Annotated in this window: 26 protein-coding genes and 1 riboswitch; of the genes, 19 read left to right on the top strand and 7 right to left on the bottom strand. The window is 48.1% G+C overall.

What is annotated here, in order from left to right; translation table 11 throughout:
- Window positions 1–69 precede the first annotated feature (69 nt).
- Window positions 70–681 carry a nitroreductase family protein gene (locus tag ACNA6I_RS09525; RefSeq protein ID WP_048004470.1) on the bottom strand — a complete coding sequence of 204 codons (612 nt, stop codon included), beginning with the start codon at window positions 679–681 and terminating at the stop codon, window positions 70–72.
- A 315-nt stretch (window positions 682–996) separates the two neighbouring features.
- Between ACNA6I_RS09525 and ACNA6I_RS09520 the strand changes: the two genes are divergently transcribed.
- From ACNA6I_RS09520 to ACNA6I_RS09505, 4 genes are all read left to right on the top strand, one after another.
- Window positions 997–1,950 (top strand): LacI family DNA-binding transcriptional regulator, encoded by a 954-nt coding sequence (locus tag ACNA6I_RS09520; RefSeq protein ID WP_048004469.1) that lies wholly within the window; start codon window positions 997–999, stop codon window positions 1,948–1,950.
- A 66-nt stretch (window positions 1,951–2,016) separates the two neighbouring features.
- Window positions 2,017–2,214, top strand: coding sequence for a hypothetical protein (locus tag ACNA6I_RS09515; protein ID WP_048004468.1), 198 nt, complete (start codon window positions 2,017–2,019; stop codon window positions 2,212–2,214).
- 66 nt (window positions 2,215–2,280) lie between these two features.
- Window positions 2,281–3,204, top strand: coding sequence for an ATP-grasp domain-containing protein (locus ACNA6I_RS09510; RefSeq protein ID WP_048015417.1), 924 nt, complete (start codon window positions 2,281–2,283; stop codon window positions 3,202–3,204).
- A gap of 113 nt (window positions 3,205–3,317) precedes the next feature.
- Complete coding sequence (locus tag ACNA6I_RS09505; RefSeq protein ID WP_416313192.1) at window positions 3,318–4,565, top strand: ATP-binding protein; 1,248 nt, start codon at window positions 3,318–3,320, stop codon at window positions 4,563–4,565.
- 30 nt (window positions 4,566–4,595) lie between these two features.
- On the opposite strand, the gene ACNA6I_RS09500 is transcribed toward ACNA6I_RS09505, so the two are convergent.
- Window positions 4,596–5,219 carry an HAD-IA family hydrolase gene (locus ACNA6I_RS09500; protein ID WP_048004465.1) on the bottom strand — a complete coding sequence of 208 codons (624 nt, stop codon included), beginning with the start codon at window positions 5,217–5,219 and terminating at the stop codon, window positions 4,596–4,598.
- A gap of 242 nt (window positions 5,220–5,461) precedes the next feature.
- Here ACNA6I_RS09500 and helD point away from each other — a divergent pair, with 242 nt between their 5' ends.
- Window positions 5,462–7,720 (top strand): RNA polymerase recycling motor HelD, encoded by a 2,259-nt coding sequence (helD, locus tag ACNA6I_RS09495; RefSeq protein ID WP_252266339.1) that lies wholly within the window; start codon window positions 5,462–5,464, stop codon window positions 7,718–7,720.
- A gap of 67 nt (window positions 7,721–7,787) precedes the next feature.
- Window positions 7,788–8,618, top strand: a complete 831-nt coding sequence (locus tag ACNA6I_RS09490) for an aldo/keto reductase (protein ID WP_048004463.1) — start codon at window positions 7,788–7,790, stop codon at window positions 8,616–8,618.
- A gap of 267 nt (window positions 8,619–8,885) precedes the next feature.
- Here ACNA6I_RS09490 and ACNA6I_RS09485 read toward each other — a convergent pair whose 3' ends face one another.
- The gene (locus tag ACNA6I_RS09485) at window positions 8,886–9,782 is read right to left on the bottom strand and encodes an RluA family pseudouridine synthase (RefSeq protein ID WP_048004462.1); all 897 of its coding nucleotides are present in this window, start codon (window positions 9,780–9,782) and stop codon (window positions 8,886–8,888) included.
- Between the two features lie 179 nt (window positions 9,783–9,961).
- Between ACNA6I_RS09485 and ACNA6I_RS09480 the strand changes: the two genes are divergently transcribed.
- A complete protein-coding gene (locus ACNA6I_RS09480; protein ID WP_048004461.1) occupies window positions 9,962–10,357 on the top strand; it encodes a YhcU family protein in 396 nt (131 codons plus the stop codon).
- A gap of 149 nt (window positions 10,358–10,506) precedes the next feature.
- Here the strand turns inward: ACNA6I_RS09480 and ACNA6I_RS09475 are convergent, their stop codons facing one another.
- On the bottom strand, window positions 10,507–10,977 hold the full coding sequence (locus ACNA6I_RS09475) for a thioredoxin family protein (protein ID WP_048004460.1): 471 nt from the start codon (window positions 10,975–10,977) through the stop codon (window positions 10,507–10,509).
- Window positions 10,978–11,403, bottom strand: a complete 426-nt coding sequence (locus tag ACNA6I_RS09470; RefSeq protein WP_048004459.1) for a disulfide oxidoreductase — start codon at window positions 11,401–11,403, stop codon at window positions 10,978–10,980.
- Window positions 11,404–11,650: 247 nt separating this feature from the next.
- On the opposite strand from ACNA6I_RS09470, the gene ACNA6I_RS09465 reads away from it, so the two are divergent.
- The 5 genes from ACNA6I_RS09465 (at window position 11,651) to ACNA6I_RS09445 (ending at window position 17,618) form a co-directional block, all read left to right on the top strand.
- The gene (locus ACNA6I_RS09465; RefSeq protein WP_416313191.1) at window positions 11,651–13,192 is read left to right on the top strand and encodes a GNAT family N-acetyltransferase; all 1,542 of its coding nucleotides are present in this window, start codon (window positions 11,651–11,653) and stop codon (window positions 13,190–13,192) included.
- A gap of 245 nt (window positions 13,193–13,437) precedes the next feature.
- Window positions 13,438–15,189 (top strand): phospho-sugar mutase, encoded by a 1,752-nt coding sequence (locus ACNA6I_RS09460; RefSeq protein ID WP_048015422.1) that lies wholly within the window; start codon window positions 13,438–13,440, stop codon window positions 15,187–15,189.
- 119 nt (window positions 15,190–15,308) lie between these two features.
- Window positions 15,309–16,418, top strand: a complete 1,110-nt coding sequence (locus ACNA6I_RS09455) for a GAF domain-containing sensor histidine kinase (RefSeq protein ID WP_048004456.1) — start codon at window positions 15,309–15,311, stop codon at window positions 16,416–16,418.
- A 13-nt stretch (window positions 16,419–16,431) separates the two neighbouring features.
- Window positions 16,432–17,073, top strand: a complete 642-nt coding sequence (locus tag ACNA6I_RS09450) for a response regulator (RefSeq protein ID WP_048012907.1) — start codon at window positions 16,432–16,434, stop codon at window positions 17,071–17,073.
- Between the two features lie 2 nt (window positions 17,074–17,075).
- Window positions 17,076–17,618 carry an NADPH-dependent FMN reductase gene (locus ACNA6I_RS09445; protein WP_416313190.1) on the top strand — a complete coding sequence of 181 codons (543 nt, stop codon included), beginning with the start codon at window positions 17,076–17,078 and terminating at the stop codon, window positions 17,616–17,618.
- Window positions 17,619–17,670: 52 nt separating this feature from the next.
- Here the strand turns inward: ACNA6I_RS09445 and ACNA6I_RS09440 are convergent, their stop codons facing one another.
- Window positions 17,671–17,925: a YhdB family protein gene (locus tag ACNA6I_RS09440; RefSeq protein ID WP_048004453.1), complete on the bottom strand. Its 255-nt coding sequence runs from the start codon at window positions 17,923–17,925 to the stop codon at window positions 17,671–17,673.
- 166 nt (window positions 17,926–18,091) lie between these two features.
- On the opposite strand from ACNA6I_RS09440, the gene ACNA6I_RS09435 reads away from it, so the two are divergent.
- The 5 genes from ACNA6I_RS09435 to ACNA6I_RS09415 all read left to right on the top strand — a co-directional run bounded on the left by ACNA6I_RS09435 (window position 18,092) and on the right by ACNA6I_RS09415 (window position 22,056).
- Complete coding sequence (locus ACNA6I_RS09435) at window positions 18,092–18,391, top strand: DUF3889 domain-containing protein (RefSeq protein ID WP_416313189.1); 300 nt, start codon at window positions 18,092–18,094, stop codon at window positions 18,389–18,391.
- A gap of 183 nt (window positions 18,392–18,574) precedes the next feature.
- A complete protein-coding gene (locus ACNA6I_RS09430; protein ID WP_048004451.1) occupies window positions 18,575–19,753 on the top strand; it encodes an MFS transporter in 1,179 nt (392 codons plus the stop codon).
- Between the two features lie 128 nt (window positions 19,754–19,881).
- Window positions 19,882–21,294 carry a SpoVR family protein gene (locus ACNA6I_RS09425; protein WP_048012910.1) on the top strand — a complete coding sequence of 471 codons (1,413 nt, stop codon included), beginning with the start codon at window positions 19,882–19,884 and terminating at the stop codon, window positions 21,292–21,294.
- A gap of 105 nt (window positions 21,295–21,399) precedes the next feature.
- Window positions 21,400–21,744, top strand: a complete 345-nt coding sequence (locus ACNA6I_RS09420) for a hypothetical protein (protein ID WP_048004449.1) — start codon at window positions 21,400–21,402, stop codon at window positions 21,742–21,744.
- Window positions 21,745–21,873: 129 nt separating this feature from the next.
- Window positions 21,874–22,056, top strand: a complete 183-nt coding sequence (locus ACNA6I_RS09415; protein ID WP_048004448.1) for a Fur-regulated basic protein FbpA — start codon at window positions 21,874–21,876, stop codon at window positions 22,054–22,056.
- Window positions 22,057–22,518: 462 nt separating this feature from the next.
- Here ACNA6I_RS09415 and ACNA6I_RS09410 read toward each other — a convergent pair whose 3' ends face one another.
- The gene (locus ACNA6I_RS09410; protein WP_048012911.1) at window positions 22,519–23,421 is read right to left on the bottom strand and encodes an aldo/keto reductase; all 903 of its coding nucleotides are present in this window, start codon (window positions 23,419–23,421) and stop codon (window positions 22,519–22,521) included.
- A gap of 17 nt (window positions 23,422–23,438) precedes the next feature.
- On the opposite strand from ACNA6I_RS09410, the gene ACNA6I_RS09405 reads away from it, so the two are divergent.
- Together ACNA6I_RS09405 and ACNA6I_RS09400 are read left to right on the top strand one after the other, a co-directional pair.
- Entirely contained in the window at window positions 23,439–24,365 is a 927-nt protein-coding gene (locus ACNA6I_RS09405) for a phosphotransferase (RefSeq protein ID WP_082824342.1), read from the top strand.
- Window positions 24,366–24,417: 52 nt separating this feature from the next.
- Window positions 24,418–24,527, top strand: a riboswitch (TPP riboswitch).
- Between the two features lie 81 nt (window positions 24,528–24,608).
- Complete coding sequence (locus ACNA6I_RS09400) at window positions 24,609–25,586, top strand: ABC transporter substrate-binding protein (RefSeq protein WP_063191425.1); 978 nt, start codon at window positions 24,609–24,611, stop codon at window positions 25,584–25,586.
- Window positions 25,587–25,591 lie beyond the last annotated feature (5 nt).

Below are 25,591 nucleotides of genomic sequence, written 5' to 3'. Positions count from 1 at the left end.
CCGTGAAGGAATCGAGATCGTTCGGATTTTTATGTTAGAGTATGCGACAAAATGCCGTGCGCAAAATGATCACTCAGCCCACTGAATCAGATTCATAGGCTCAAGACGATCAGATTTTCTCGCTTCTTGAAGCGGCTTGCCGACAGTGATCAGCATGATCGGAATATAGCGCTGTGATACATTGAATTCTTTTGCGAGGGCGGCAGGGTCGAATCCGCCGATCGGACATGTATCCCAGCCTTTGGCTTTTGCTGTAAGCATCAGCTGCATGGCGGCAAGTGAAGCGTTGCTGAATGCTGCATCGCGTGCGTACCCGGGACGTGTATATGCACCGTCGATCTGTCCTTTCAAAACATCTTTGATTTCCTGTGTCATTTCCCCTTTGGCAACAGCCGGATCGAATACTGGATCAACATTGCGATTCGCTTCCAAATCACCAAGGACAGCGATCACGGCAGAAGCATCGAGTACCTGCTGCTGGTTGAATGCAATCGGAAGAAGTCTCTTTTGAACCTCTTTAGAGTCGAAAACAAGGAAATTCCAGTGTTGCAGATTCCATGCAGATGGAGCTTTCCCTGTTGTTTCCAATAGGTGTAGAAGTTCTTCACGGGGAATTTCTACTGTTGGGTCATATACTTTGACTGAGCGGCGCTCTTCAATAACCTTAAAGAATGAATCCATCTTTTATCCTCCTTGATGTAAACCATATATAGTATGATAGAAAGCAATACTGCTACTATATCGAACAAACGCTCAGTCAGTCAAGATAAGGTCTGCAGCATGGGTCTACAGGAAGAAATCGGAGATGGGTTCAATCACCTCCCGTTCCTCCTTATCCAACGCGAAGTATGAGCCGCAAATGATGATGACGCATAAAAGTGGTAAATACAGGACTCCAAGCATGCAATCAGCTCCTTTTGATTGGCGGTGAATTCAATATATGTGATGAAACGCGTTTCAGAGCAAGTGTTTATTTTCATGAAAGGGTGAAAACCTTTGACCAATATTCGCAAAGTGGCCGAGACGGCCGGTGTATCTGTATCCACCGTATCCCGCGTGCTGAACGGGCATCCGTATGTAAGGGAGGACAAACGCCGCATCGTCCTTGAAACCATCAAAGCCCTCAACTATACACAAAATGCCAATGCAGTCCATCTTTCAAGGGGGAAGACGAACAGCATCGGCGTCGTCCTTCCATACCTGAATCTTCCCTATTATGGCGAGATCCTTCAGGGGATTGCAGAAGAAGCCCTCAAAGCAGACTACCATCTGCGCCTCTATCAGACGAATTATGAAGCGCATGCAGAACTTGATGCGTTTGAAGCACTGCGCATGAAGGAAGTCGACGGGTTGATCATTGCATCAAGGACGAATGGCCTCGAAGAATTGAAGGGCTTCATGGAGGGAGATCGTCCGATTGTCTTTTGTGAAAATCTCGAATCGGATTCCCTCCGAAGCGTGTATATCGATCACTATCAGGCGATGGGCAGGGCCCTGTCCTATCTTCAGGAAAAAGGCTACCGGAAGATCGGTCTATGCATTCACCGTTTAAGCGGTAAGAATAGCGAAGACAGGATGCGTGCCTTCAGGGAGCATCCGGGGATCGAGGTAAGGAATGAATGGATCTTTACGGGTTGCTATCACATGGAGGACGGCTGCAGGGTCTTAGGGGAATGGGTGAATCTCAAGGAGCGTCCGGAGACACTTGTGATCACGAGCGATCAGGTGGCGGCTGGTCTTCTCAGTGAGGCGGGGAGAAAGGGTGTGAACATCCCTCGGGAGCTTGCCATCCTTTCGTTCGACAATCACCCCATCAGCGAGCTCATGGGGATCACCTCGTTTGACGTTCCTTCCAGATCCCTTGGGAGAGAGGCGTTCCGGATGTTCCTGCAGGAAGGAGCGGCGCGGACCGGTTTACAAACGACTCTATTCGAACGGGGCACGGTTTAAAAGGAATGTGACCATAACCTGCCTGATGCCATATGTTATAGATAGGACGCAAGAGGAGGAATGAACATGATGCGGGCGGTGAAACTGCTCATGGAGCTTGTGGCAGTAGCTGTAGGTGTGGGGTTGGTGATGACCATGCTTTCAGTGGAGCGTACCCGGACGGAAACTCCGAAGGCAGGGAGGGACGTAACGGCGTTTCCCGTTACACGGTTTGGGATGAAAGTGTGGATGCGAAAATCGCGTGAATCAAGCATGGAACGTTAAATCCTACTTTATCGGTAGGATTTTCTGTGTTACATTGAAGCTAATCGAAAAATTGAGGTGAAGGAAATGGGAAAGATACATATCATTCATGAAAACAGCGAATGGACAGATCATTTGATTAAGAGGATGGACGAGCTTGGATTGGACTATGAAGAGTGGTTCTTAGATAAGGGAATGGTTGATTTGACTGCAGCCCCGCCTGAAGGGATCTTCTACAATCGGATCAGCGCTTCTTCCCACACGCGTGATCACCGCTATGCACCCGAGCTGACGGAAAGTGTGCTTGCGTGGCTTGAGCTTCACGGGCGCAAGGTGTTGAATGGAACCAGGGCCATCCGCCTTGAAGTCAGCAAGGTCAATCAGTATACCGCTTTGAAGAAAGCAGGGATCGCCGTGCCGGCTACCATTGCTGCGGTAGGAAAAGAGGCCATCATGGATGCCGCCCGCCGTCTGGGTGCTCCTTCATTCATTACGAAGCACAATAGGGCAGGAAAGGGCCTTGGCGTTCAGTTATTCCACTCCATAGAAGCATTGGAGAGCTATGTGAACAGTGCAGAGTTCGATGAGCCACTGGACGGGATCACGCTCATCCAGGAATACATCAAGTCCCCGGACTCCAGCATCACACGCTGCGAATTTATTGGGGGAGAATTCATCTATGCAGTGAGGGTCGATACGTCCGAAGGCTTCGAATTATGTCCTGCCGATGCGTGCCGCATTGAGGATCTTGCCTGCCCGGTTGGGGAGAGGCCCAAGTTTGAAATTATCAAGGACTTTGATGAAGACATCATTGACGCGTATAAGGCTTTCTTGAAAGAGAATGAAATTGCCATCGCCGGTATCGAATTCATCCGTGATCGAGAAGGGAATTTATATACATATGATGTGAACACCAATACGAATTACAACCGTGATGCAGAAGAGAAAGAAGGGGTGTTCGGCATGCTTGAACTGGCGCGATACCTTGGCAGGGAGCTCCAACAATCATAAGGCGTCCATTTTTTTGATAGGGTCATATGATTCCATAATAAAGTAACCATGACGATGTGGTTGTGGTAGAATTCTCATATACGATACCATTTGAAAGGGAACAAGAGATTCATATGATTATCTTCAATCAAGACGTGGTCAATAATTTTTTCTATATCCTTCTCAGCATCTTCCTCGTCTTTTTTCTTGTAGAGAAGCGATTCATCCGGGGAATCTGTACGAAGATGATCACGTTCCTATCATTGAGCGGTGCGATGATCCTTTGCATGCTGTCACCGATTTATATGAAACCCTACTGCATACATGATCTCCGGATGATCCCATTCGTCCTCGGGATCATGTATGCCGGGCCATACATGGGCCTTGCCCTTTTTCTGTCCCTTCTGGCAGGGAGAACATTCATTTACCAGTGGAGCTGGACATCGTTTGTCATCTATGGAGTGATTTATATCCTGACCGTTGCAGCCTTGAAGCTTTTCCGTTTTGATGCAATGAAAAGCCGGAGACGGATTCTTTTTTCTGTCTGCCTGTTCACGATCCATTCCATCGTTGCAGCTTCCATTGCCACAGTGATGACGGAATTCAGGGTGGACGGTTCATACATCTTGAACTTCATCCTGATGCCCTCAGTCGGTATGCTCTTTTTTACATACATTTGTGAGATCCTGGTCAAGCAGGTACAGGTGAAGCATACCCTCATGAAGATTGAAAAGATGGAAGTCCTTTCTCAGCTTGCCGCCAGCATTTCACATGAGGTGAAAAACCCCCTGACCGTCATTAAGGGGTTCCTCCGCCTTCTGCATCAGGAGCATCTGTCGTCTGAGAAGAAGCTGGAATATTTAAGCATTGCTTCATCCGAACTAAACCGTGCGGAAGATATTATCAATGATTACCTTACCTTTGCCAAGCCTTATCCCGAAGTCATCGAAGAGATCCCCATCGGTGCCCATCTGCAGAAGCTGATGGAAATCATCGGACCCATGAGCCACCAGCATTCGGTGAAGATCGAGGCAGGAATAGAAGAGGCAGTCATTATGGGAAATGCACGGACCTTTCAGCAGGCCTTCCTTAATCTCATGAAAAATGCCGTGGAGGCCATGCCGAAGGGGGGGACCCTGACAATCCGGACGATGAGGGAGAAGGGCCATGTGTGCATAAGCGTCTCCGATACAGGCGTGGGCATGACGAAATCTCAGAAACGAAGACTGGGTGAACCCTACTTCTCCACAAAAGATTCAGGCACCGGACTCGGTCTCCTCATTTCATATCGGATCATTGAAGCCATGAACGGGAAGGTCAGTGTCACCAGTTCGCCAGGACACGGATCGGAATTCAGGATCACGTTTCCGACAGCAGACTAAAAAAACGCCATCAGGCGTTTTTTTAGTCTGTCAGTCTCTTATGTCCAGGATGGGGCGAAGCTCTTGGATGTCATGGATGATGTAATCTGCTTGACTGTCGGATATGGGCTTGTCTGTATACAGGCAGGCATCTATACCTGCGTTCTTTCCTGCCATGATATCAAGGTCACGGTCGCCGATCATTATCGCTTTTTCAGGAGCGATGGCATGCTTGGATAAAAGGTGAAGGATGGCATCGGGACTCGGCTTTCGTTCGAATCCGTGTTCTTCGGTGATGAAATCTGTAAAGAACTCAGCCAAACCGAATGTCTTCAGCATGGTGACAGCGGATTCACCCCGGTGGGTGTAAAGGTAGTTATGTCTTCCGGTTTTGTGGATCTGCCCGCATAGGCGCGCAATCCCTTCGAAGGGCTTTGCATCAAGTTCCCTTGATTTGCGTTCTTCATGATAGTCACTCAGGAAGGCTTCATCAAACCTGTGAAGCTCCTGATAATGGTGGATGGCCGTAGACATGGAGATGCGCATAAGACCCATGATCTCTTCGAGCGGCTCGCTGATTCCGTTTTTCTCTAAGGTGACCCTGAATGAATCGGCCATGATCGGATATGTATCGAATAATGTGCCGTCAAAGTCCCACATGATATGTTGGTACATCTGTTTTTCCACCTCCGCAATATGCGTTTACTCCAGCGTATCACAGAGCATTGCTTTCTTCCAGAAAATAGGTCGAGATCAGGCAGGGAGTGAAATTAGGTATTGTGCCGGAATGAATGTTCTGATAATATATACTTCTGCTCCCAACGCCCTACATATATTTCCAGTGTCGGTATGCAGAGAGTCGTTACCTCTGCAGTACCATTTCTCCATTGCGGATCACAATTTGGAAGGAGAACGCCATGACAAAGGAAAAACCACTTCATCCCGATTTTACAATCGAACAAGAACGACTCGACTTCACTAAAAGGTACATTGACGTAGTCATCGAGACCTCACAAACAAGCAAAGAACAGTATAAAGAGAATATGGAAAAAGCCTTCGGTGATATCGACTGGGGGGAATCGAGTGCTGCCTACATCGATCTACTCACGAATGCAAGCTTTTTTGAAATGTCTAAAGAGGAGCTCGATTCCCTTGAGAAGGCCCGAAGCAAGCCTTATTTTGCCCGTATCGATTTCCGTCATGATGGATCTCAACAGTTTGAAAAGCATTATATCGGAAAAACCTCGCTCTACCAGAGGGATAATCAGGAACAGATCATCGTGGACTGGAGATCGCCGATTGCAAACCTCTACTACGAGGGGAGGATCGGGGACGTATCCTATGATGCAGAAGGTGAAACATACACTGGCGATCTTTCACTGAAGCGCCAATACATGATAGAGGAAGGCAAGCTCGAAGAAGTCCGCGACATCGATTTGACGACGACGGATGAACTGCTTCAGGACTCTCTTGCCAAAAGTTCGAGTAACCGGCTCACCGAAATCATATCCACCATCCAGGAGGAACAGAACCGGATCATCCGTGCCGATCTGAATAAACCCATCATCGTACAGGGGGCGGCTGGTAGCGGCAAGACGACCATTGCCCTCCACCGGATCTCATACTTCATCTACAACTATAAACAATTTTTCGATCCATCCCAGCTCATGATCCTCGCACCCAGCAATCTATTCATCGACTACATCTCAGAAGCCCTTCCCGATCTTGGGGTGGAGAATGTGCGGCAGACGACGTTCACCGACTATGTACAGACGTGTCTTGAGCGGGAGTTGAAACTCGCACCGGATGATAAACTCATACGGTTCATCGAATCGGATTCTCCCGGCAAGGAGGACCTTGCATGGATTTCCGGATTCAAAGGTTCAAGGACGTTCAGGAAGATCCTTGAACAGTATGTGGAGGAAATCGAAGAGAGATTTTATACCTCCAAGGATTTCTATGTGGATAAATATAAGCTGTTCACAGCAAAGCGTTTCACCCATCTATTCAAAGAGGAGTATACGTATCTGCCGGTCTACCGAAGGATCACTAAACTCAAGTCCCTTCTTCAGAATGTTGTCAGGTCGAACAAGGCCGAGATGATCACAAAAGTGGAGGACTTTTTTGACGCCCGCATTGAAGCGGCTTTATCCAGAAGGAGCGAGAATCGGAAGGCTTATGTCACAAAAGCCCTCGATACGAAGCTTGAACGCCTAGAAGAACTGAAAAAAGCGATCAGGACAAGTGTGACAGGCTATATGAAGCAATTCGAACGGAAGCAGCTGGATCACTATTTCAAGGAATTATTTTCAGATCCCGGGCGCCTGGTTTCCTATTCAGGTGGTGAGCTCTCACATGAACGAGCCGACCTGGTATGTTCCTATACGTTGAAACTGGCCAATAAGAAACAGTATGAGTCAGAGGATCTGGCCATCCTGTTGTTCCTGCAAACCCACCTTTACGGCATCGATAAATATGTGAAAGCGAAGAACATCGTCATCGATGAAGCCCAGGACTATAGCTATCTGCAGCTCTATGCATTGAAAAAAGCCCTGGGAACCGATATGTTCACCCTTGTAGGGGACCTCGCACAGGGAATCCATTCGTATAGGGGGCTTCAATCTTGGGAACCGGTCTACCGGGAAATCTTCCCGCGTGCCACGTATACAGAACTTCAGAAAAGCTATCGAACCACGGTGGAGATTATGGAAGAAGCCAATAGGCTGCTCACACTTCTTCCTTACGAATTCCCAAAGGTGAATCCCGTCGTTCGCCACGGGGAATCACCCGTAAAGAAGGTGGTCAGCTCAAGTGAAGAGATCGGTGATGAGGTGGGGCATCTTGTCGCATCAGGAAAATCGGAAGGATTCCAGACGTTCGCGGTCATCTGTAAGAGCATGAAGGACTGCAAGGCAATTGCTCGTATCCTGGAAGAACGGTCGGGACTGAGGGTAAAACTCTTGGAAGAACAGGAATCGATTCCGAAGGACCGCGTGGTCGTGGTCCCTTCTTACCTTTCTAAGGGGCTTGAATTCGATTCGGTGGTTCTCGTTGCCATGGATGAGCGCTATGATCCTTCCAATGAACTTGATATCAAGTTGCAGTACGTAGGCATGACCCGCCCGCTTCACCAGCTGACCTTTATCAGCACATCATCCGACAGTTTCATAGGATGACTGACAAGTCGAAATATTCGCTTTCCGAAATAGAGATTTTGTACAATGGAATCAGGAGGGATCATCTATGATTAAAAACCTTGCAAGTACGAAGACGTTACATAATGGCCTGGAAATTCCGTTTGTGGGTCTTGGGGTCTATCAAATGAAAAACCCGGAAGAAACGGTCAATGCCGTTCGGACGGCTATTGAAACGGGATACCGTTCCGTCGATACGGCTGCCGTTTACGGTAATGAAGAGGAAGTCGGGCAGGGGGTAAGGGATTCCGGAGTCAACCGTGAAGAACTTTTTATCACGTCGAAGGTATGGAATGCCGATCAAGGCTATGACACAACGCTTCGGGCATTCGATGAGAGCCTGAAGAAGCTTCAGATGGACTACCTCGACCTTTACCTGATCCATTGGCCGGTGGAGGGGAAATACAAAGATACGTGGAAAGCCCTTGAACGGCTACATGGTGAAGGGTTGATCAAGTCGATCGGGGTAAGCAACTTCCATCAGCATCACCTTGAAGATCTTTTGGCCGGAAGTAATGAAAAACCGGTCCTCAATCAGATTGAAACACATCCGCGCCTGAGTCAGGAGCCATTGAGGGAGTTCTGTTCGTCCCACTCCATTGCCGTCGAAGCGTGGTCACCGATTGCGCAGGGGCGTGTGCTGCACGAACCGACGCTGAATCACATCGCCAAGAAGCACGGGAAGTCAGCGGCTCAGATTGTCCTAAGATGGCATCTTCAGAACGATGTGATCATCATTCCGAAATCGGTTCATGCTGAGCGGATCGAAGAAAATGCAAATCTGTTCGATTTTGAACTGTCTTTGGATGAAATGAATCAGATCAACAGTCTGAATCAGAATGAACGGTTCGGCCCGGATCCTGATCATTTTGATTTTTAATGGCAGGTTGGGATAAAAGTGTAATGACGAACACGATTCGTGTAGGTTCTTAATACCGTTAATGATTTCCATGCAAGACTTTGCTTTCCGCGGGAATCTTCGTTTTGCACTCCAATCAATCGCTGGAGGCAATGTCATGAAACAACATAAAAACCCGAATTCATTCCCTGATCGCAGGCAAATGAATTCGGGTTTTCCTATGACTAAAACACGTTTTATTTTTTTGTCGTACCGTACTTATTTATCTTCATGCGTCCGTCTGATGATTCAATCCTCCCAGTTAAGCTCGGCAATGTCTGAACACGATGCATGGCATGAAATCGTTTCCCCGGTCAGTGGGTGGGGGAATACGATGGAGGAGGCGTGAAGGGCCTGTCGCTTGTAAACGGGTGTGCCGTCATAGAGGAGATCTCCCGCCAGAGGATGGCCGAGTGAACTCAAATGGACCCTGATCTGATGGGTCCTGCCGGTTTTTAGCTGGAGAGTCAGGCATGTCTTGTCTTTTTGTTTGGAGACGACTTTAAAGTGTGTAATGGCCTCCTGCCCGCTGGCTGACACCCTTCTTCTGGTAGGGTGGTGACGGTCTCTTCCGATGGGATCAGTGATGGATCCTTTGTTTTTCTTAAGTGAGCCTTGGGCTACGGCGTGGTAGGTTCGCTTGACCTTTCTCTCTGAGAGAAGGCGGTCCAGGATGGCCTTGCTCAATGGATCTTTCGCGAATACGACGGCACCGGACGTATCTTTGTCCAGACGATGGATGTGAAGCACATTCGATGATTTTCCAGAAGCCTGGATATGGAAGGCCACCAGATTTGCGAGGGTGTGCGTGTCATCAGGACCGTTCGGATGGGTGTCGATGCCCGCGGGCTTATTGACGACGATGACGTGTTCATCCTCATATAGGACATCAAGCTCCCCGTATGTCGGATTCACATTTAGTTCCAAGCCTTTAAATAAAGGGAGTTGCAGCCGGTCTCCTCCTTTTAGAGGCTCATTCCACCCGGCAACCTCACCATTGATTTTTACTTCCTTGCTCATTCGCATGGAGTGAATCCACTTTTTAGGTGAATTCCACTTATCTTTCAGAATCATTTCAATCGTTACATTTTTCCAATTACTAGGGATGGTTAGTTCAAATTGATCACCTATACGTCTTGTTTTCATCAAAAAGCTCCTTTGTACGACAAAATTCATGGTTGGATGTGTGTGTTTCGGTCTATATCTTTGTGTTTATCGATGTCGCCGTGGGTATAATTACCACCTGAGCCCTCATAGAACTATGTTATCCTTAATATAATCCATTACATAAAGATTACAATCATGACAAAAAAGGTGGGCTACAGGTGAAAATCTTAATCGCGTCGACTCCCGAACAAGAAGAGCAGATTCAGGAGCTAATCGAGTATATGTATTGTACCGTGTTTCCTGATTATTTCACAGACGATGAAATTAGACAAATGGATGACTTGAAGGTATTACATACCCATGTGCATGAAGTGGAATATGTAGGAACGCTGAAAGAAGCGTTTCAGATCATCTCAAGTCTTCAAACACTGATTGCCATCATTGAAACAGGTAGTGAAGAGAGGGTTTATAGAGAAATGTTCGCTCATAATGCCGGGATCCTTCGGGGATTTGGGATATCTTTTCCTTTCTCATTTGATCAATTCTCTGAAGGTCATGACTGCGATAATCATATCAGCCTGTATGCAAAGCCGGCTAATCAACTATTAATTTGATTTTATCAGAATAATCAATTAAATAGGTTTAGCATCATCAATGAGGGGTAAACATCTACTACCAGTAATCTTGAGAATTCCTCATATTCTCGATCAGAAATTCCTCCTCATTGAAAGGAGCTGACCCGTGAAGGGCCAGCTCCTCTTTTTTATTCTTTTACATATTCATTGAAGAATGCTTCGAACTCTTCCTTCGGCTGCTCACCGACTAGCCTAGCTTCCTCTTTACCACCTTTGAAGTGGACAAGGGTCGGTGTCGCTTCGATGTTGTAATCATCCCATCCCTGTTGGAATTCCAGTAGGTTGTATTGAACCATATCCACATCCATATCTTTTGCGAGTGGGGCAAGGGTAGGGGTTGTACGTTTACAGTGAACGCAGTCTGAAGCATAGAAGTATACGGTCACATCTTCTTTGCTATCCAGCTTTTCTTTTAAGTCATCTGGCAAGATGACGTTCTGGTAGTTCGGGTCGTCCAGCAGATCGACGGTAGCCGGGTTTAGTTTATCTTTTTTAAACATGTTGCCTTCTGCTTTCTGACTGTTCTGCATGCTTGTGATAATGGCGATCCCTCCGAAGAGTAGAACGACGACGGCAAGAAAAATGATGACTTTCTTCAATTAGTGATCCTCCTTCAGTGTTTTCAGAACCAGCAGGCTCATGATGAAAATGATGATGAAGCCTGTGAGGGCAAGGAATGGGATCGTGACAAATCCCATCCAATTGATGTATTCACCTGTGCAAGGCACCCTGCCGCAGGCCGGGGCATTGTCGGACAGGAAGCTTACTTTTTGAATCGAATAGTGATAAAGGGAAACCAATGTACCGATGCCGGATAAGATCATGGAATATAAGGCCATTTTGAAGTCTTTCCGTACATAAGCGACCCCGAGTATGATCACCATGGGATACATGAGGATTCGCTGGTACCAGCAAAGCTCGCACGGCTCGTACTTCATGATCTCAGAGAAGTACAAACTGCCAAGCATGGCAATCAGGGAAGTGGCCCATGCGGTGAAGAATAGAGAATCCGCTTTTTTATTCATTCCTTTCTCCTTTCTTCAAGTATTCTATCAAATTATAGTATGGGTATATTATAAATGTAAAATGCGAAATTTTTGTGTGGGATTATAAAAAAATCATGACGATTGAACGAATCATCGTTTCATGCATATCCATCGAGGGATTTTTCTTCTCCTTCAATCAAGGTCTTTGATAGAATAGACATGAAGTTCGTTTAAAACGAGCAGGATATGTGGTATATAGGATAGATGAAGAAGGAGTCGATCACGAATGGCAGAAAAGCTCGATTTATCCCAATTTGAGAAAAAAATGATTATCCGTCCCATGCAGCACGGGGACATTGAACATATCATCAAGATGCAGGAAGTCTGCTTCCCGGGAATGGACCCGTGGAAGGTGGAGCATCTTGAAAGTCACCTGGATATCTTCCAGGAAGGACAGCTCGTCGCGGTACTCGATGGCGAAATCATCGGTTCCTGCTCGAGTCTCATCATCAACTTTGATGAGTACGACGATCGTCACACATGGGACGACGTGACGGACAACGGGTATATCACCAACCATAACCCGGAAGGCTATAACCTCTATGGAATCGAAGTCATGGTTCACCCTGAATATCGACGGATGAAGGTCGGTCACCGTCTGTATGAGGCAAGGAAGGAGCTTGCCCGTCAGTTGAATCTGAAGAGTATCATCATCGGGGGGCGCATCCCGAACTTCTATAAGCATTCGGACGAAATGTCGCCGAGGGATTATGTGGACGCGGTTAGCCTTCATAAAATCTATGATCCGGTGCTTTCCTTCCAGCTTCTGAACGGATTCACCCTCATGCGGATCAACCCGAATTACCTTCCGGATGACAAGCGATCACAGAAGTATGCGACCCTCATGGAGTGGAACAACGTAGATTATCGCCCATTGAGCAAGCGCCACTTCAAGACGAGTCACCCCGTCAGGATCTGTGTGGTCCAATACATGATGAGGAAGATTTCATCCTTTGAAGAGTTCGCCAACCAGGTGGAATACTTTACCGATGTAGCGAGCGATGCAAAGTCAGATTTCGTCGTCTTCCCTGAGATCTTCACGACGGAGTTGATGTCGTTTTTGAACATCAAGTCCCCGAGTCTTGCCGTTAGGAAGCTTACAGATTTCACCGAGGAGTATATCGAGCTCTTCACGGATCTTGCAGTGCGATATAATGTGAACATCATCGGCGGATCCCACTTCGTGAAAGAAGAGAACGATGAAATTTACAATATCTCCTACCTCTTCAGACGCGATGGAACGATCGAAAAGCAGTACAAGATCCATATCACACCGAATGAGCGGAAATGGTGGGGAATCAGCGCCGGTGATACGGTGCGCGTATTCGATACGGATTGCGGCAAGATCGCCATCCAGATCTGCTACGATATCGAATTCCCCGAGCTTGCCAGGATCGCGACGGACAAAGGGGCCAAGATCATCTTCACCCCGTTCTGTACCGAAGACCGCCAGGGATACCTCAGGGTGCGGTATTGTTCACAGGCACGTGCGGTTGAGAACCAGATCTATACCGTCATTTCCGGTACGGTCGGCAACCTGCCTCAAACGGAAAACATGGACATCCAATACGCCCAGTCCGGCATCTTCGCTCCATCCGATTTTGAATTTGCCCGTGACGGGATCGTAGGGGAAACCAACCCGAACATCGAGATGGTCATGATCGGGGATGTGGACCTTGAAGTCCTTCGCCGCCAGCGTCAATCAGGGACGGTCCGTCAGCTGAAAGACCGGCGTCATGATGTGTACGGCATCTCCTACAAAAAATGAATGATCAAGACCCTGCCCTGAAACCGGCAGGGTCTTTTCCGTAGTGTGGGACGCAAACACAGCGAGAGGTAAAAGACCTGTTAGCCATCCTGTTTCCGCTTTTTGTATTTTTGAAAATTATCCCACTGAACCGGGTCAAAAGTATGCTACTATAGAAAAGCAAACCCTGCTCCTCCAATGAAGGAGGATTTACGGGTGTTGGGCTAGAATAATACAAACACAGAGCCTATTAGGAGGGGATTCAGATGAGTTGGAAAGCAGCATGGGAAAAGTGGAGTGGATTCTCTGGACTAGATGAAGAGATGGGGAATGCCCTTCTTTCGATCAATGATGATGAGAAAGCCCTCGAAGACGCATTCTATAAAGACCTTGAGTTCGGTACTGGTGGCATGCGAGGAGAAATCGGACCTGGAACGAACCGGATGAATGTATATACCGTCAGGAAGGCATCTGAAGGATTGGCCCGTTACATAGAAGATCAAGGGGAGGAAGCGAAGCGGCGGGGCGTGGTGATCGCGTATGATTCACGGCATAAGTCACCTGAATTCGCCATGGAGTCTGCCAAGACCTTGGCGACTCACGGTATCCAGACCTATGTGTTCGATGAATTGGCTCCGACACCGGAGTTATCTTTTGCCCTCAGGACGCTCAATGCTTTCTCGGGAATTGTCGTCACGGCGAGTCATAACCCCCCTGAATATAATGGATACAAAGTATATGGTGAGGACGGGGCACAGCTTCCGCCCCATGAAGCAGATGAAGTGATAAGAAGGGTCAATGAAGTAGAGGATGAGCTGGTGATCAAGGTGCTTCCTGAAGAGGAATTGAAGCAAAAAGGCCTGATCAAGATGATCGGGAAAGAAATTGATCAATCCTATCTCGAGCATCTTCTCACGATTTCGGAAAAACCACAGATCGCTGCGGAAGTCGATTTAAAGATCGTCTTTACACCCCTTCATGGAACAGGTCTGAAAATGGCAGAACGCGGCCTTGAGGCTCTTGGCTACAAGCATGTCCATATCGTCAGTGAGCAGGCTATTCCGGATCCGGAATTCACAACGGTTGCTTCGCCCAATCCGGAAGAAAGGAAAGCGTTCGAATATGCCATCCGTCAAGGGAAGGAAATCGATGCTGATATCCTGATCGCCACCGATCCGGATGCAGATCGCCTGGGAGTTGCAGTGAAAGGCGGAAGCGGGGAGTATATCCTCCTTACGGGTAATCAGACAGGCGCGATCCTGATGGACTATGTATTGGCAAGGAAGCAGGAGAAGAATCAGCTCCCGGCCAACGGACGGGTATTCAAGACGATCGTCACGTCGGAACTTGGGCGGAAAGTAGCCGAGCACTATGGCGCTTCTGTCGAGGATGTGTTGACAGGGTTCAAGTTCATCGGAGAAAAGATCAAAGCATACGAACAATCGGGCGAACATACCTTCCTGTTCGGCTATGAAGAAAGCTACGGGTATTTGATCGGTGATTTTGCACGTGATAAAGATGCCATCCAGGCCGTCCTCATGGCAGCGGAAGCAGCGGCCTACTATAAGGGGCAGGGGAAAACACTCCAGGATGTACTGAATGAATTGTATGAGCGTCACGGTTATTATCAGGAGGGACTGCAAAGCATGACCCTCAAAGGGAAAGAGGGAGCCGAACAGATCCAGGGCATCCTGAAGGATTTCCGATCTGATCCCCTTAAAGAAATTGCCGGAAGAAAGGTGGTCACCGCTGAAGATTATGCAAGCGGTGAGCGGACCAATCTGCTGACAGGCGAAAAAGAAACCATCGATCTTCCTTCTTCGAATGTGTTGAAATACTTCCTTGATAATGGGTCTTGGGTATGTCTCCGTCCATCGGGAACCGAACCGAAAATCAAGTTCTATTTCAGCGTGGTCGGTGCCACCAAGCAGGAGAGCGATGAATTGCTGCACGTCATCCAGGAAGACTTCATGGTGAAAGTCGAAGGGAAGATGCAAGCGAAAGCAGGGAAGGCTTAATGCCTTCCTTCTTTTTTTGTGGAAAGTCATACAAAAGTCGTAGCGGGTCTTGAGACCTTAAGCGAATGCCGATTGGCCGGAAGGAGTTATACTAGAGAGGAAAAGAAAGGGCGAATACGATGAACGAAGGATCAAACATCGAACTTTTAAAGGAAATTGCCGAATTATTGAATACCGAGACCGAAATGGAATCCATGATGAGCGAAGCATTGAATAAGCTGATCAATGGGACGGTCTTCACGAGCGGCTGGATCTTTTTCATTGATCATACAGGGAAACATGAAATGGTCTCTCATCAGAACCTTCCAGCATCCTTGACAGAACGCGGATGTGAGCGGATGAAAGAAGGCGGTTGCTGGTGTGTCAACCGATTTATCAAAGGGAAGCTTACCAAGGCGACGAATATCATTGAATGCCTGCGAATTGAAAAAGCAATCGAAGAAGATCCGAATGCGACAAACGATATCCTCTATCATGCGACGGTTCCCCTTCAGTCCGGGCAGGAATCGTTTGGCTTATTGAATATGGCAGCACCGTATAAGACCCATTACTCCCAGGAGGAGCTTGCTCTTTTGGAATCTGTCGCTTTTCAGATCGGCTCTGCCATCAAGCGGATCACCTTGACGAAAAAGGAGCAGGAACTTGCCCTGATCGGGGAAAGGAACCGATTGGCCAGGGACCTCCATGATTCCGTCAATCAGCTGCTCTTTTCCCTCACATTGACGGCAAGGGGCGGTTCGGCTATGACGGGTGACCAGGATGTCAAGGATACGTTCCAGACGATCCAGGGCATGGCGCAGGAAGCTCTGTCAGAAATGAGGGCCCTGATCTGGCAATTGAAGCCTCACGGACTTGAGAACGGACTCGTCCAAGCAGTCAGGGGCTATGCGGATATGCTCGGGCTGAAGCTTGATGCGGAGATAAAGGGACTGGCATGTTTGGATTCAAAATATGAAGAAGCGCTCTGGAGGGTAAGCCAGGAGGCCCTGAATAATTGCAAGAAGCATGCAGGTGTCCAGTCAGTGCGATACCGGTTGACGAGGAGGAGTGACCTTGTCGAGCTGATCATTGAGGATGATGGCTATGGCTTCCACTACGATCCCTCCAATTCCCTCCCTTCCGTGGGTCTCCAGGGAATGAAGGAGCGGATCAAGGCAGTAGGAGGCAGCCTCACCATCGATTCGGCACTCGGAAAGGGCACGGTCCTCTCCGTCAAGATACCATGTTAGGAGGTAGAAGGGATTGATCAAAATATTGATTGTCGATGACCACCACGTTGTCAGGAGGGGGCTTGCCTTCTTCTTGAAGACCCAGAAAGATATGGACATCATCGGCGAAGCGAAAAACGGGAAAGAAGCGGTCGAAATGGCTGCATCCCTCGTTCCGGATATCATCCTCATGGATCTTATGATGCCGGAGATGGATGGAATCGAAGCGACAAGAAGAATCAAATCGGTCAACCCGGGAATCCAGATCATGATGCTCACGAGCTTCTCGGATCAAGACCAGGTTGTTCCTGCCATCGAAGCAGGGGCGGGAGGATATCAGCTCAAGGATATTGAGCCTGATGAGCTGGTGAAAAGCATCAGGAAGCTCCTGTCCGGGGAGAATTCCCTTCACCCGAAGGCGACGAATCATCTTCTGACCAGAATCACCAAAAAAGAACCACCCAATAAGATTCATGAGCTCACGAGAAGGGAATCTGAGGTGCTCAAGGAATTGACCAAAGGAAAGAGCAATAAAGATATCGCCTCGAGCCTTTTTATCACAGAGAAGACGGTGAAGACCCATATCTCCAATATCTTTTCTAAACTTGAGGTGACAGACAGGACGCAGGCAGCCCTCTACGCTGTTAAAAATCAGCTTGCATGGAAGGATGAATGAGCATGAATATCACAGTCATCAACGGAACGCCGAGAAAGCAAGGGAGGACAGGCATCGTAGCCCGTTACTTGTCCAAACAGTACGGATGCAGCCTGATCGACCTTAGCGACGGGAGCATCCCTCTATACACAGGGGAACGGGAGCAATCCGAACTGGAAGCGGTCCGGTCGTTGAAACAGAAGGTACAGGACGCAGATGCTGTCATACTTTGTTCCCCCGAGTATCACAGTGGAATGAGCGGTGCGTTGAAAAACGCCATGGACTTCATGGACAGCGACCAATTTGCCCATAAGCCCGTTGCCATCATCGCGTGCTCGGGAGGAGGGAAAGGCGGCATCAACTGCCTGACGAATCTCCGGACCGTGAGCCGGGGTGTGTATGCCAACGTCATCCCAAGGCAGCTGGTTCTTGATCCTCACTGTTTTGACCGGGAAAAGGATACGCTTTTACCTGATCCTGCAGCATTGGTCGAAGGCATGATGAAGGAACTGATGGTTTACGCAGAAGCGCATGCATCCATACGCGGGAAGCTTGTCCAGCCCTGAAAAATTGAAAAACCGACCTGTAGTGTCAGGCCGGCCGGTGGAATTCTCTTGTTTACATTTTGACAGCATCGACTTCCAGTGGTTGCTCTTCACTGTAGGTGATGTTGGCATGTTCGATATAGCGTAAAAGCGTATATAGGCTGCGTTCCACAACCGTATAATCGTGCGAAAAGTGATAGGCATGCAGGAAATGTTCGATCCTCTTTGAGAGAAGGTCGTCCTTCGTCCTCACCATCAAGATCAGCAGGTTATCCCATTCTGACCGATGAGTGTAGTATAGCGCCTTGTCGTAGTCCACTTTATCCACTCTGGTTCCCTCCTTCTGAAGGGGTACTGTTAGTGTATGGAGACATACGGGGGAACTTCCTCAGCAAAACTTGGCACTGTGGATTCTTCTGCTTCTCCTTATTTTGGGTGAATAAAGTCCCCTTCCTACCCTCATTCTAAAGGTAAAAGAACAAGAGGTGAGATACATGAAGAAGCCCCTTCTTATCATTTGCCTGCTGTCCATCCTGTTTCCATGCTTAGCCAATGCAACAGAAGTGGACTATAAAAAATTCGGCCGGATCGCTTCCGTCGTCGTCAAAGAAGACTATCCAGGACAGGCCGTCAAGGATTATCACTACCTGGGCCGAAAGCAACTGACGAGCGAAAAGGTATCCGATACATTCGAGTTCACCGTACAGGAGAATAACAGGGATAAAAGGGTATTGATCATCGTCGTACATGACCTGGAGAATGAGAAAACGCTGAACATCACGGTCCATGAATGAAATGCCTCCCTTTGGGGAGGTTTTTTTACGACTTACTATAGTGAATCAGGAAAAAAAAACCTGCATGGAGAATGGGATGTCTGGTATAATGGATGTTATCAATGAAAAGAAGGGAGATTGGCAATCCGATGTGAGTACAGCTTTTTTTCTAGCCTGAAAATTGAATAATGGGAGGAAAAAAAGATGCATTCCATCGCATTTCGACATCTCTGGTTCGGTCAGGCGTTGGCCAATCTTGGCGACGTCTTATATATTGTGGGACTGATTTCGGCAGTTTATGCCATGACGGGGTCGGCCGTTTATATGACTGCAGTTCCACTGATCATCACCTTTTCCCGCTTCGTGAGTTCCGTGGCGGCACCGCTCCTTATGAACAGGGCCACGCTCAGGACACTTCTTGCCTGGTCGCAGGCAGGGAAGACAGCATTGTTGTTCACTGTTCTGTTCGCCCTGCAGAGTTCTTCCGTTTGGCCGCTGCTCTTGCTGGGGGCGGGAATCGCTTTTCTGGACGGATGGGCGCTCCCGGCGCGTAATGCCTTCGTCCCCTATCTCGTCAAAAGGGAAGAACTGATGGGGGCAAACGGTTTCTTATCGACCGTCGATCAGATCATCCAGTTTTCCAGCTGGGCCCTTGGAGGAGTATTGCTCTCCCTTATCGGGGTTGATTATCTCTTTGTCACCGTATTCATTCTGTTCCTTGTCAGTACGGTCTACATGTTCCGGCTTCCGGCAGCCCTGAAGCCCAATCTCGAAGAACGGAAATCATGGTGGGCGCAGCTTGGTGAAGGATGGGTGCTGGTGAAAGAGAAAAAAGGACTGGTACCGGTATTTTGCGTGTATGCCCTTGAGTCCATCGCGGCCACAGTGTGGATCGCCGCTGTTCTTTACCTGTATGTGGATCGCCAGCTTGGTAAGGGAGAAGAATGGTGGGGATTCATCAACAGCGCCTTCTTTATCGGCCTGCTTCTTGCATCCGTCGTCATCTTCCGCTATCACGGGATGTTCAGCAGAAAGCGGGCGTCCGTTTTGCCCCTGACCATCATCATGACATCGGTCATCACCCTTTTCTTTGCTTGGAATGAACTGGCGATTTGGGCCCTCGTCCTTTCTCTGTTGTTCGGTTTATTCGATCAGCTGAAGACGATCATACTCCAGACGTATCTTCAGGAGAGCGCGCCACCCGATGAACTGGGCAAAATCTATGCAGCACAGGGAACGATGACGACCCTGCTGTTCGGTCTCTCTTCCGCAGGTGCAGGTCTGCTGGTGGAGAGCTGGTCGATTCCAGTTGTCTTCACCTTCTCGGGCATCCTTCTCGCTCTTTCAATCATTCCGATGATGGTATTCTTGAAGAATGAATAAGCTTCAACCACGTGTCGTACCGGCACGTGGTTTTTTCGTATGTCAGAAGTCAATTGCTCCCGGTTCCTTTCATCAAATGGCCGACCTTATCATACAGTTAGATAAGAGTGATATTAAGGGGGATGGCGATGAATTTAGAGGAACAGCGACAGTTGCAGCATGCAATCGCTGAAATTACCGAGATTGCTTCAGGATTTGGATTGGACTTTTACCCAATGAGATACGAAATTTGTCCTGCCGACATCATTTATACATTCGGTGCTTACGGGATGCCGACCCGTTTCTCCCATTGGAGCTTCGGCAAGCAGTTCCATAAGATGAAGCTTCAGTATGATCTGGGACTGAGCAAGATTTATGAGCTTGTCATCAATTCGGATCCATGCTATGCCTTCCTGCTCGATTCAAATTCATTGATACAAAATAAATTGATCGTCGCTCATGTCCTGGCACACTGTGATTTCTTCAAGAACAATGTGAGATTCCAAAACACGAAGCGGGATATGGTCGAGAGCATGTCGGCGACGGCAGAGCGGGTGAGGCAGTATGAAATCGAACACGGGAAGCAGGAGGTTGAGAACTTCCTTGATGCAGTCCTTGCAGTCGATGAACATATCGATCCTTCCCTCATGAGGCCCAAACTTTCGTGGACAATGGATGATGTGGAGTGGGTGGAGGAAGAAACGTCGCCAGTCACTCCGTACGATGATCTCTGGTCCCTGGATGAAAAGCCGAAAAAGGTCCAAAAGAAGAAGGTGAAGAAGAAGTTCCCCCCTCAACCTGAAAAGGATATCCTGCTCTTCATCGAACAGTACAGCCGTGAGCTGACCGATTGGCAACGGGATATCCTGACGATGATGAGGGAGGAAATGCTCTATTTCTGGCCTCAGCTCGAAACGAAAATCATGAATGAAGGCTGGGCGTCCTATTGGCATCAGCGCATCATCAGGGAAATGGACCTCACATCGGGTGAATCCATTGAGTTTGCGAAGTTGAATGCAGGGGTCGTCCAGCCGTCACGGACGCAGATCAACCCTTATTACCTAGGATTGAAGATCTTTGAAGATATCGAGGACCGCTATAATCATCCGACAGAAGAGATGAAGAAGCGGGGCGTGAAGGAAAACTCGGGAAGGGAAAAAATGTTCGAGGTGAGAGAAATTGAATCCGACATTTCTTTCCTGAGGAATTACCTTACGAAAGACCTCGTGACAAGGGAAGATATGTATCTATTCCAGAAGCAGGGGAAGGACTACAAGATCGTTGACAAAGAGTGGACCCATGTAAGGGATCAGCTTGTGGGCATGAGGGTGAACGGAGGATTCCCGTACATCACGGTCGATGACGGGGACTACATGAAGAGTGGTGAACTGTACCTTAAGCACTGGTTTGAAGATGTGGAGCTCGACATTAAATATTTGGAGAAAGTGCTGCCGTATCTTCATCAGCTATGGGGGAGACCGGTCCATATGGAGACTCGGGTGGAAGGAAGGAATATGCAGTTCACCTATGATGGTCGGAGTGTTCAAAGAAAATATTTGTAATCTACGGGGGCCGGAGAGCCCCTTTTTTCATGTTTCAGGTACAGCTCGGGAATCTTGTTCTAAAATCAGGCCCCCCTTTATAAAATGAAGCAAGGAGGCGATTGTATGGCTGAAGTCGAAGTATTCATTGGAGATCTGGAAGATCCTGCTTTTCAGTATGAGGGCGGTGATTGGAATCATAATTATCCGAAGAGGATCAGTCCGTTCCTTCCTGATGGATCCGATCTCTTTTACAGGATCCTGGATGGCATCTACAAGAAAGAGTTGGTGGGGAGACAGACGGATTGGGGAAGCCACACGTGCCTGCTCTATCCTCATGAAATGATCCAGGTGCTGTCGGGTCATTACGCGGATAAGAGAACCGGGGAAGATGTCGAAAAACTGTTCAGGATGATCCTTGATCTTGATCCAGGGATTCAATACGGCCTTGTGGCCTGTGAAATGGGATAGGATGGACCCTTTTCTCCCACTGGGAAATCAACCTCGCATTAGGAGTGAAAGAAGAAGGGAACCTGCCCATATTGCATGGTTTAAAACCTCCCGTAATTGGGGTATACACCTCAATTGGAGGGGTTGAAAATGTTACACCAAGAAAATGAACTGAGTACAACCGTAAATTCAAAAAAAGACTTCTACATTCAACAGCTCTTACGAATCGGAGTATATAAATATAAAGATCAACAGCTGTATGAATTACCAATGGGAGAGCTTCAGGAAGTGTATCTCGACTTCTATGTAGCTCCTGATAATAAGAGAAAATAAAAATGACGATCTGTAGAGATCGTCATTTTTATTTTGGGTTGAAGCCTATGCTTGTCGCCTCAGAACGACCCGCCTCCGCTTTTCTTTCATGTCTAGCTCCGGCGGGTTGAGGCTCGAGGTCATAAGTCAAACCGTCCAAAAAGGCAAAGGGCGCCTTTCCGAACGGTTCGCCTTATGCTTGTCGCCTCAGAACGACCCGCCTCCGCTTTTCTTTATGTCCAGCTCCGGGGGCTTGAGGCTCGAGGTCATAAGCCGTGCTGATCAAAAAGGCAAAGAACGCCTTTCCGCTCAGCCCGTCTTATGCTTGTCGCCTCAGAGCAAGCCCCCTCCGCTTTTCTTTATGTCTAGCTCCGGCGGGTTGACCCTCGAGGTCATAAGTCAAGAACCCCAAAAGGCAAAGAGCGCCTTTCAGGGTTCTCGTCTTATGCTTGTCGGGTCAGAACACCCCCGCCTCCGCTTTTCTTAAGGGACTTCGTGTCCCATTGAGGCGTGGAGGATTTCGAACCATTGGTCGTGGTTGAGGGTGATGTTCAGTGAGTTGATGGCTGATTGAATTCGTTCTTTTTTGCCCGATCCGACAATCGGCATGATGCGTGCAGGGTGTGTGAGGAGCCAGGCGTACAGGATTTCGTCGATTCCGTTGGCACCAGTTTCGCCTTGTACTTTTTCAAGTGCAGCGCGCAGGCGGTCTGCTTTTTCATCGCCTTGTTTGAAGATGGCTCCTCCGGCAAGTGGTGACCAGGCCATTGGTGGCACCTTCTTCTCCTGACAAAGGTTCAGCGTGCCGTCTTCGATGTTTTCAAGCTCGTAAGCAGATAGTTCGATCTGGTTGGTCACAAGCGGGAAAGGAAGATGTGCCTGAAGCATGGACCATTGGTGATGCTTGAAATTCGAGACACCGAAATGTTTAACCTTACCGGCGTCTTTCAACTGAGTGAAGGCGTCTGCAACTTGTTCAGGGTCCATGAATGGATCGGGACGGTGAATCAGCAGGACGTCGATATAATCTGTTGACAGGTTCTTCAGTGACTGATCCACAGATTCAAGGATATGGGACTTCGATGTATTGTAATGGTGGGTACGGTGCTGCGGTCGTTGTTCGGAAGGAATGACGATTCCGCATTTAGTGACGATCTCCATCTGGTCCCGCAAAGAAGGCTTCAGTGAAAGAGCCTCTCCGAATAGCTCTTCACATTTGTACGAGCCATATAAATCTGCGTGATCAAATGTTGTAATGCCTTGTTCCAGGTCATGCTGGATCAGTGAGAGGGTTTCTTCTTTTGTATAATCCCAGTCTGCAAGCCTCCAAAAACCGTGGATGATTCTTGAGAAACTGAGGTCTTCAGTGATTTTTATTCTTTCCATGGAGCATTCCTCATTTCATGCAATTGGTATGTATGGTTGTTTGTGCAGTCATACTAATGAATATCTTACTACACAGATGGGTGGAACACGAAATGCTAGACCTCATTTCCGCATTTTTTTCTGAGGAAGATGCAGAACGGTTCAAGGTGAAAAGGGTAGGTGAATGCGTATGGGTGGTGGACGGCCCAGGGGGCACTTTTTATCTGAAAAGGAGGATGGAGATGGACTTGGAAGAGAAGATCACCACATATCTTCATCGCTGTTCCATCATGGCGGAGTTGCCTCACCCAACACGACAAGGAGGATTCATTACCTGGTCGGGTGAATGCGGGTACGCCCTATACGCATGCATTCCAGGAATCCGCCCTGGATGGGATGCTTCGAACATGTCTGCTATCGGGACCTATTTGGCCAATCTTCATGCGGTCTTCATGCACTTTCCGTCCGAGAGAGTCAAAACATGGGACATCTCCCTTCATACGATGGAGTGGATCCAGCAATGCAGCCATTCTCCAGCCATCGACTGGGCACGGTCCCTTATGATTCCATTTTGCAGTCAGGATCTTGAGGGAGGAAAGCAGCTTGTGCATGGTGATGTTCATCCCGGGAATCTCCTTATCGATAAAGAAGGGGAGGTTGGCATCATCGACTTTCACCGGCTGCGTGTCGCCCACCGAATGGCGGACGCAGCCTATTTCTGCACCCACCTCATCATTCACAATGGCATATCCCTGCCATTGATCACTGCATTCTTAAAAGGTTACGGTGCTGAATCCCCTTTTAAGGAAGGGGAGGTTGCACAATTCATGCATCATCTTACCATGTTCATCATTCAATATGCCTTTTACCTTGGGCAGGCAGACGATCCCTTCGCTTCATTATCCCAGCTCACAGCGGTATCCGAAGCGGTTCACGATCTGATGTCCCCTCCAAGAAATACTTGAAAACCTTTTGATACTATGGCAAAGTTAGGAATGAAGATAACGCCCGATATCGTGATTATTGTAGGGGGACCGGTGTGGCCGGTTGAGAGTGCATCCATCAGATGCTGACCCTTTGAACCTGAACTGGCTCATACCAGCGTAGGAAACAGATCGTAGACAGAATTCTTGTTTAATGATGCGTCCTAGGCAAATGAGCCTCGGGCGTTTTTTTCTGTACATATTTAGTGAAGGGGCGTATGCATCTTGAGAAAATGGCTCATGGTCGTAAGTGCAATCCTCCTGCTGACTGCATGCAGTTCAGGCGGAACTGAAAAAGAAAAACTCAAAAAGGTATCGGTCGTCCTTGATTGGACCCCGAATACAAACCATACCGGTTTGTATGTGGCAAAAGAAAAAGGATATTTTGAAAAGCAAGGACTCGATGTCGACATCATCATGCCAGGTGAAGCAGGTGCGGACCAATTGGTAGCATCGGGAAAGGCGGATTTTGGCGTGGGGTATCAGGAAGGTGTCACACAGGCAAGGGTTCAGGATGTACCGATCGTCTCGATTGCGGCCATCATACAGCATAATACATCGGGCTTTGCAGCACCGAAAGACAAAGGGATCACCAAGCCTGAAGATTTCGAAGGCAAGACATACGGTGGATGGGGTTCTCCCGTAGAGGAAGCCGTCATGAGCTCGATCATGAAACAGGAAGGGGCCGACGTGAAGAAGGTCAACTTCGTGAATATGGGGGATACTGACTTCTTTACGGCTGTGAAAAGGGATATCGACTTTGCCTGGATCTTTTATGGCTGGACGGGGATTGAAGCCGAACTCCGTGGGGAAGAACTTGATATGATGTACGTCAAGGATTACTCGGATAAGCTTGACTACTACACCCCTGTCCTCACGACGAACGAATCACATATAGAGGATGATCCTGACACGGTCAAGGCATTCCTGAAGGCAGCAACGGAAGGATATGAGTACAGCATCGAACATCCGGATGAAGCAGGCAAGATCCTCCTAAAAGAAGCACCCGACCTTGATGAAGAGCTCGTCATGAAAAGCCAGGAATGGCTTGCACCGAAATACAAAGACGATGCGGAGAGATGGGGAGAGCAGAAAGCGGAAGTATGGAAGAATTACGCTGATTGGATGTTCGATAATGGACTTCTCGATAAGAAACTTGATAGTCAAAAAGCCTACACAAATGAATTTTTACCTGGAGAGTGAGCATA

It is taken from the genome of Rossellomorea sp. FS2 (genome assembly GCF_047915635.1).
In the GTDB taxonomy this organism is placed as follows: Bacteria; Bacillota; Bacilli; order Bacillales; family Bacillaceae_B; genus Rossellomorea; species Rossellomorea marisflavi_A.
This window is presented reverse-complemented; position numbering and strand designations above follow the sequence as displayed.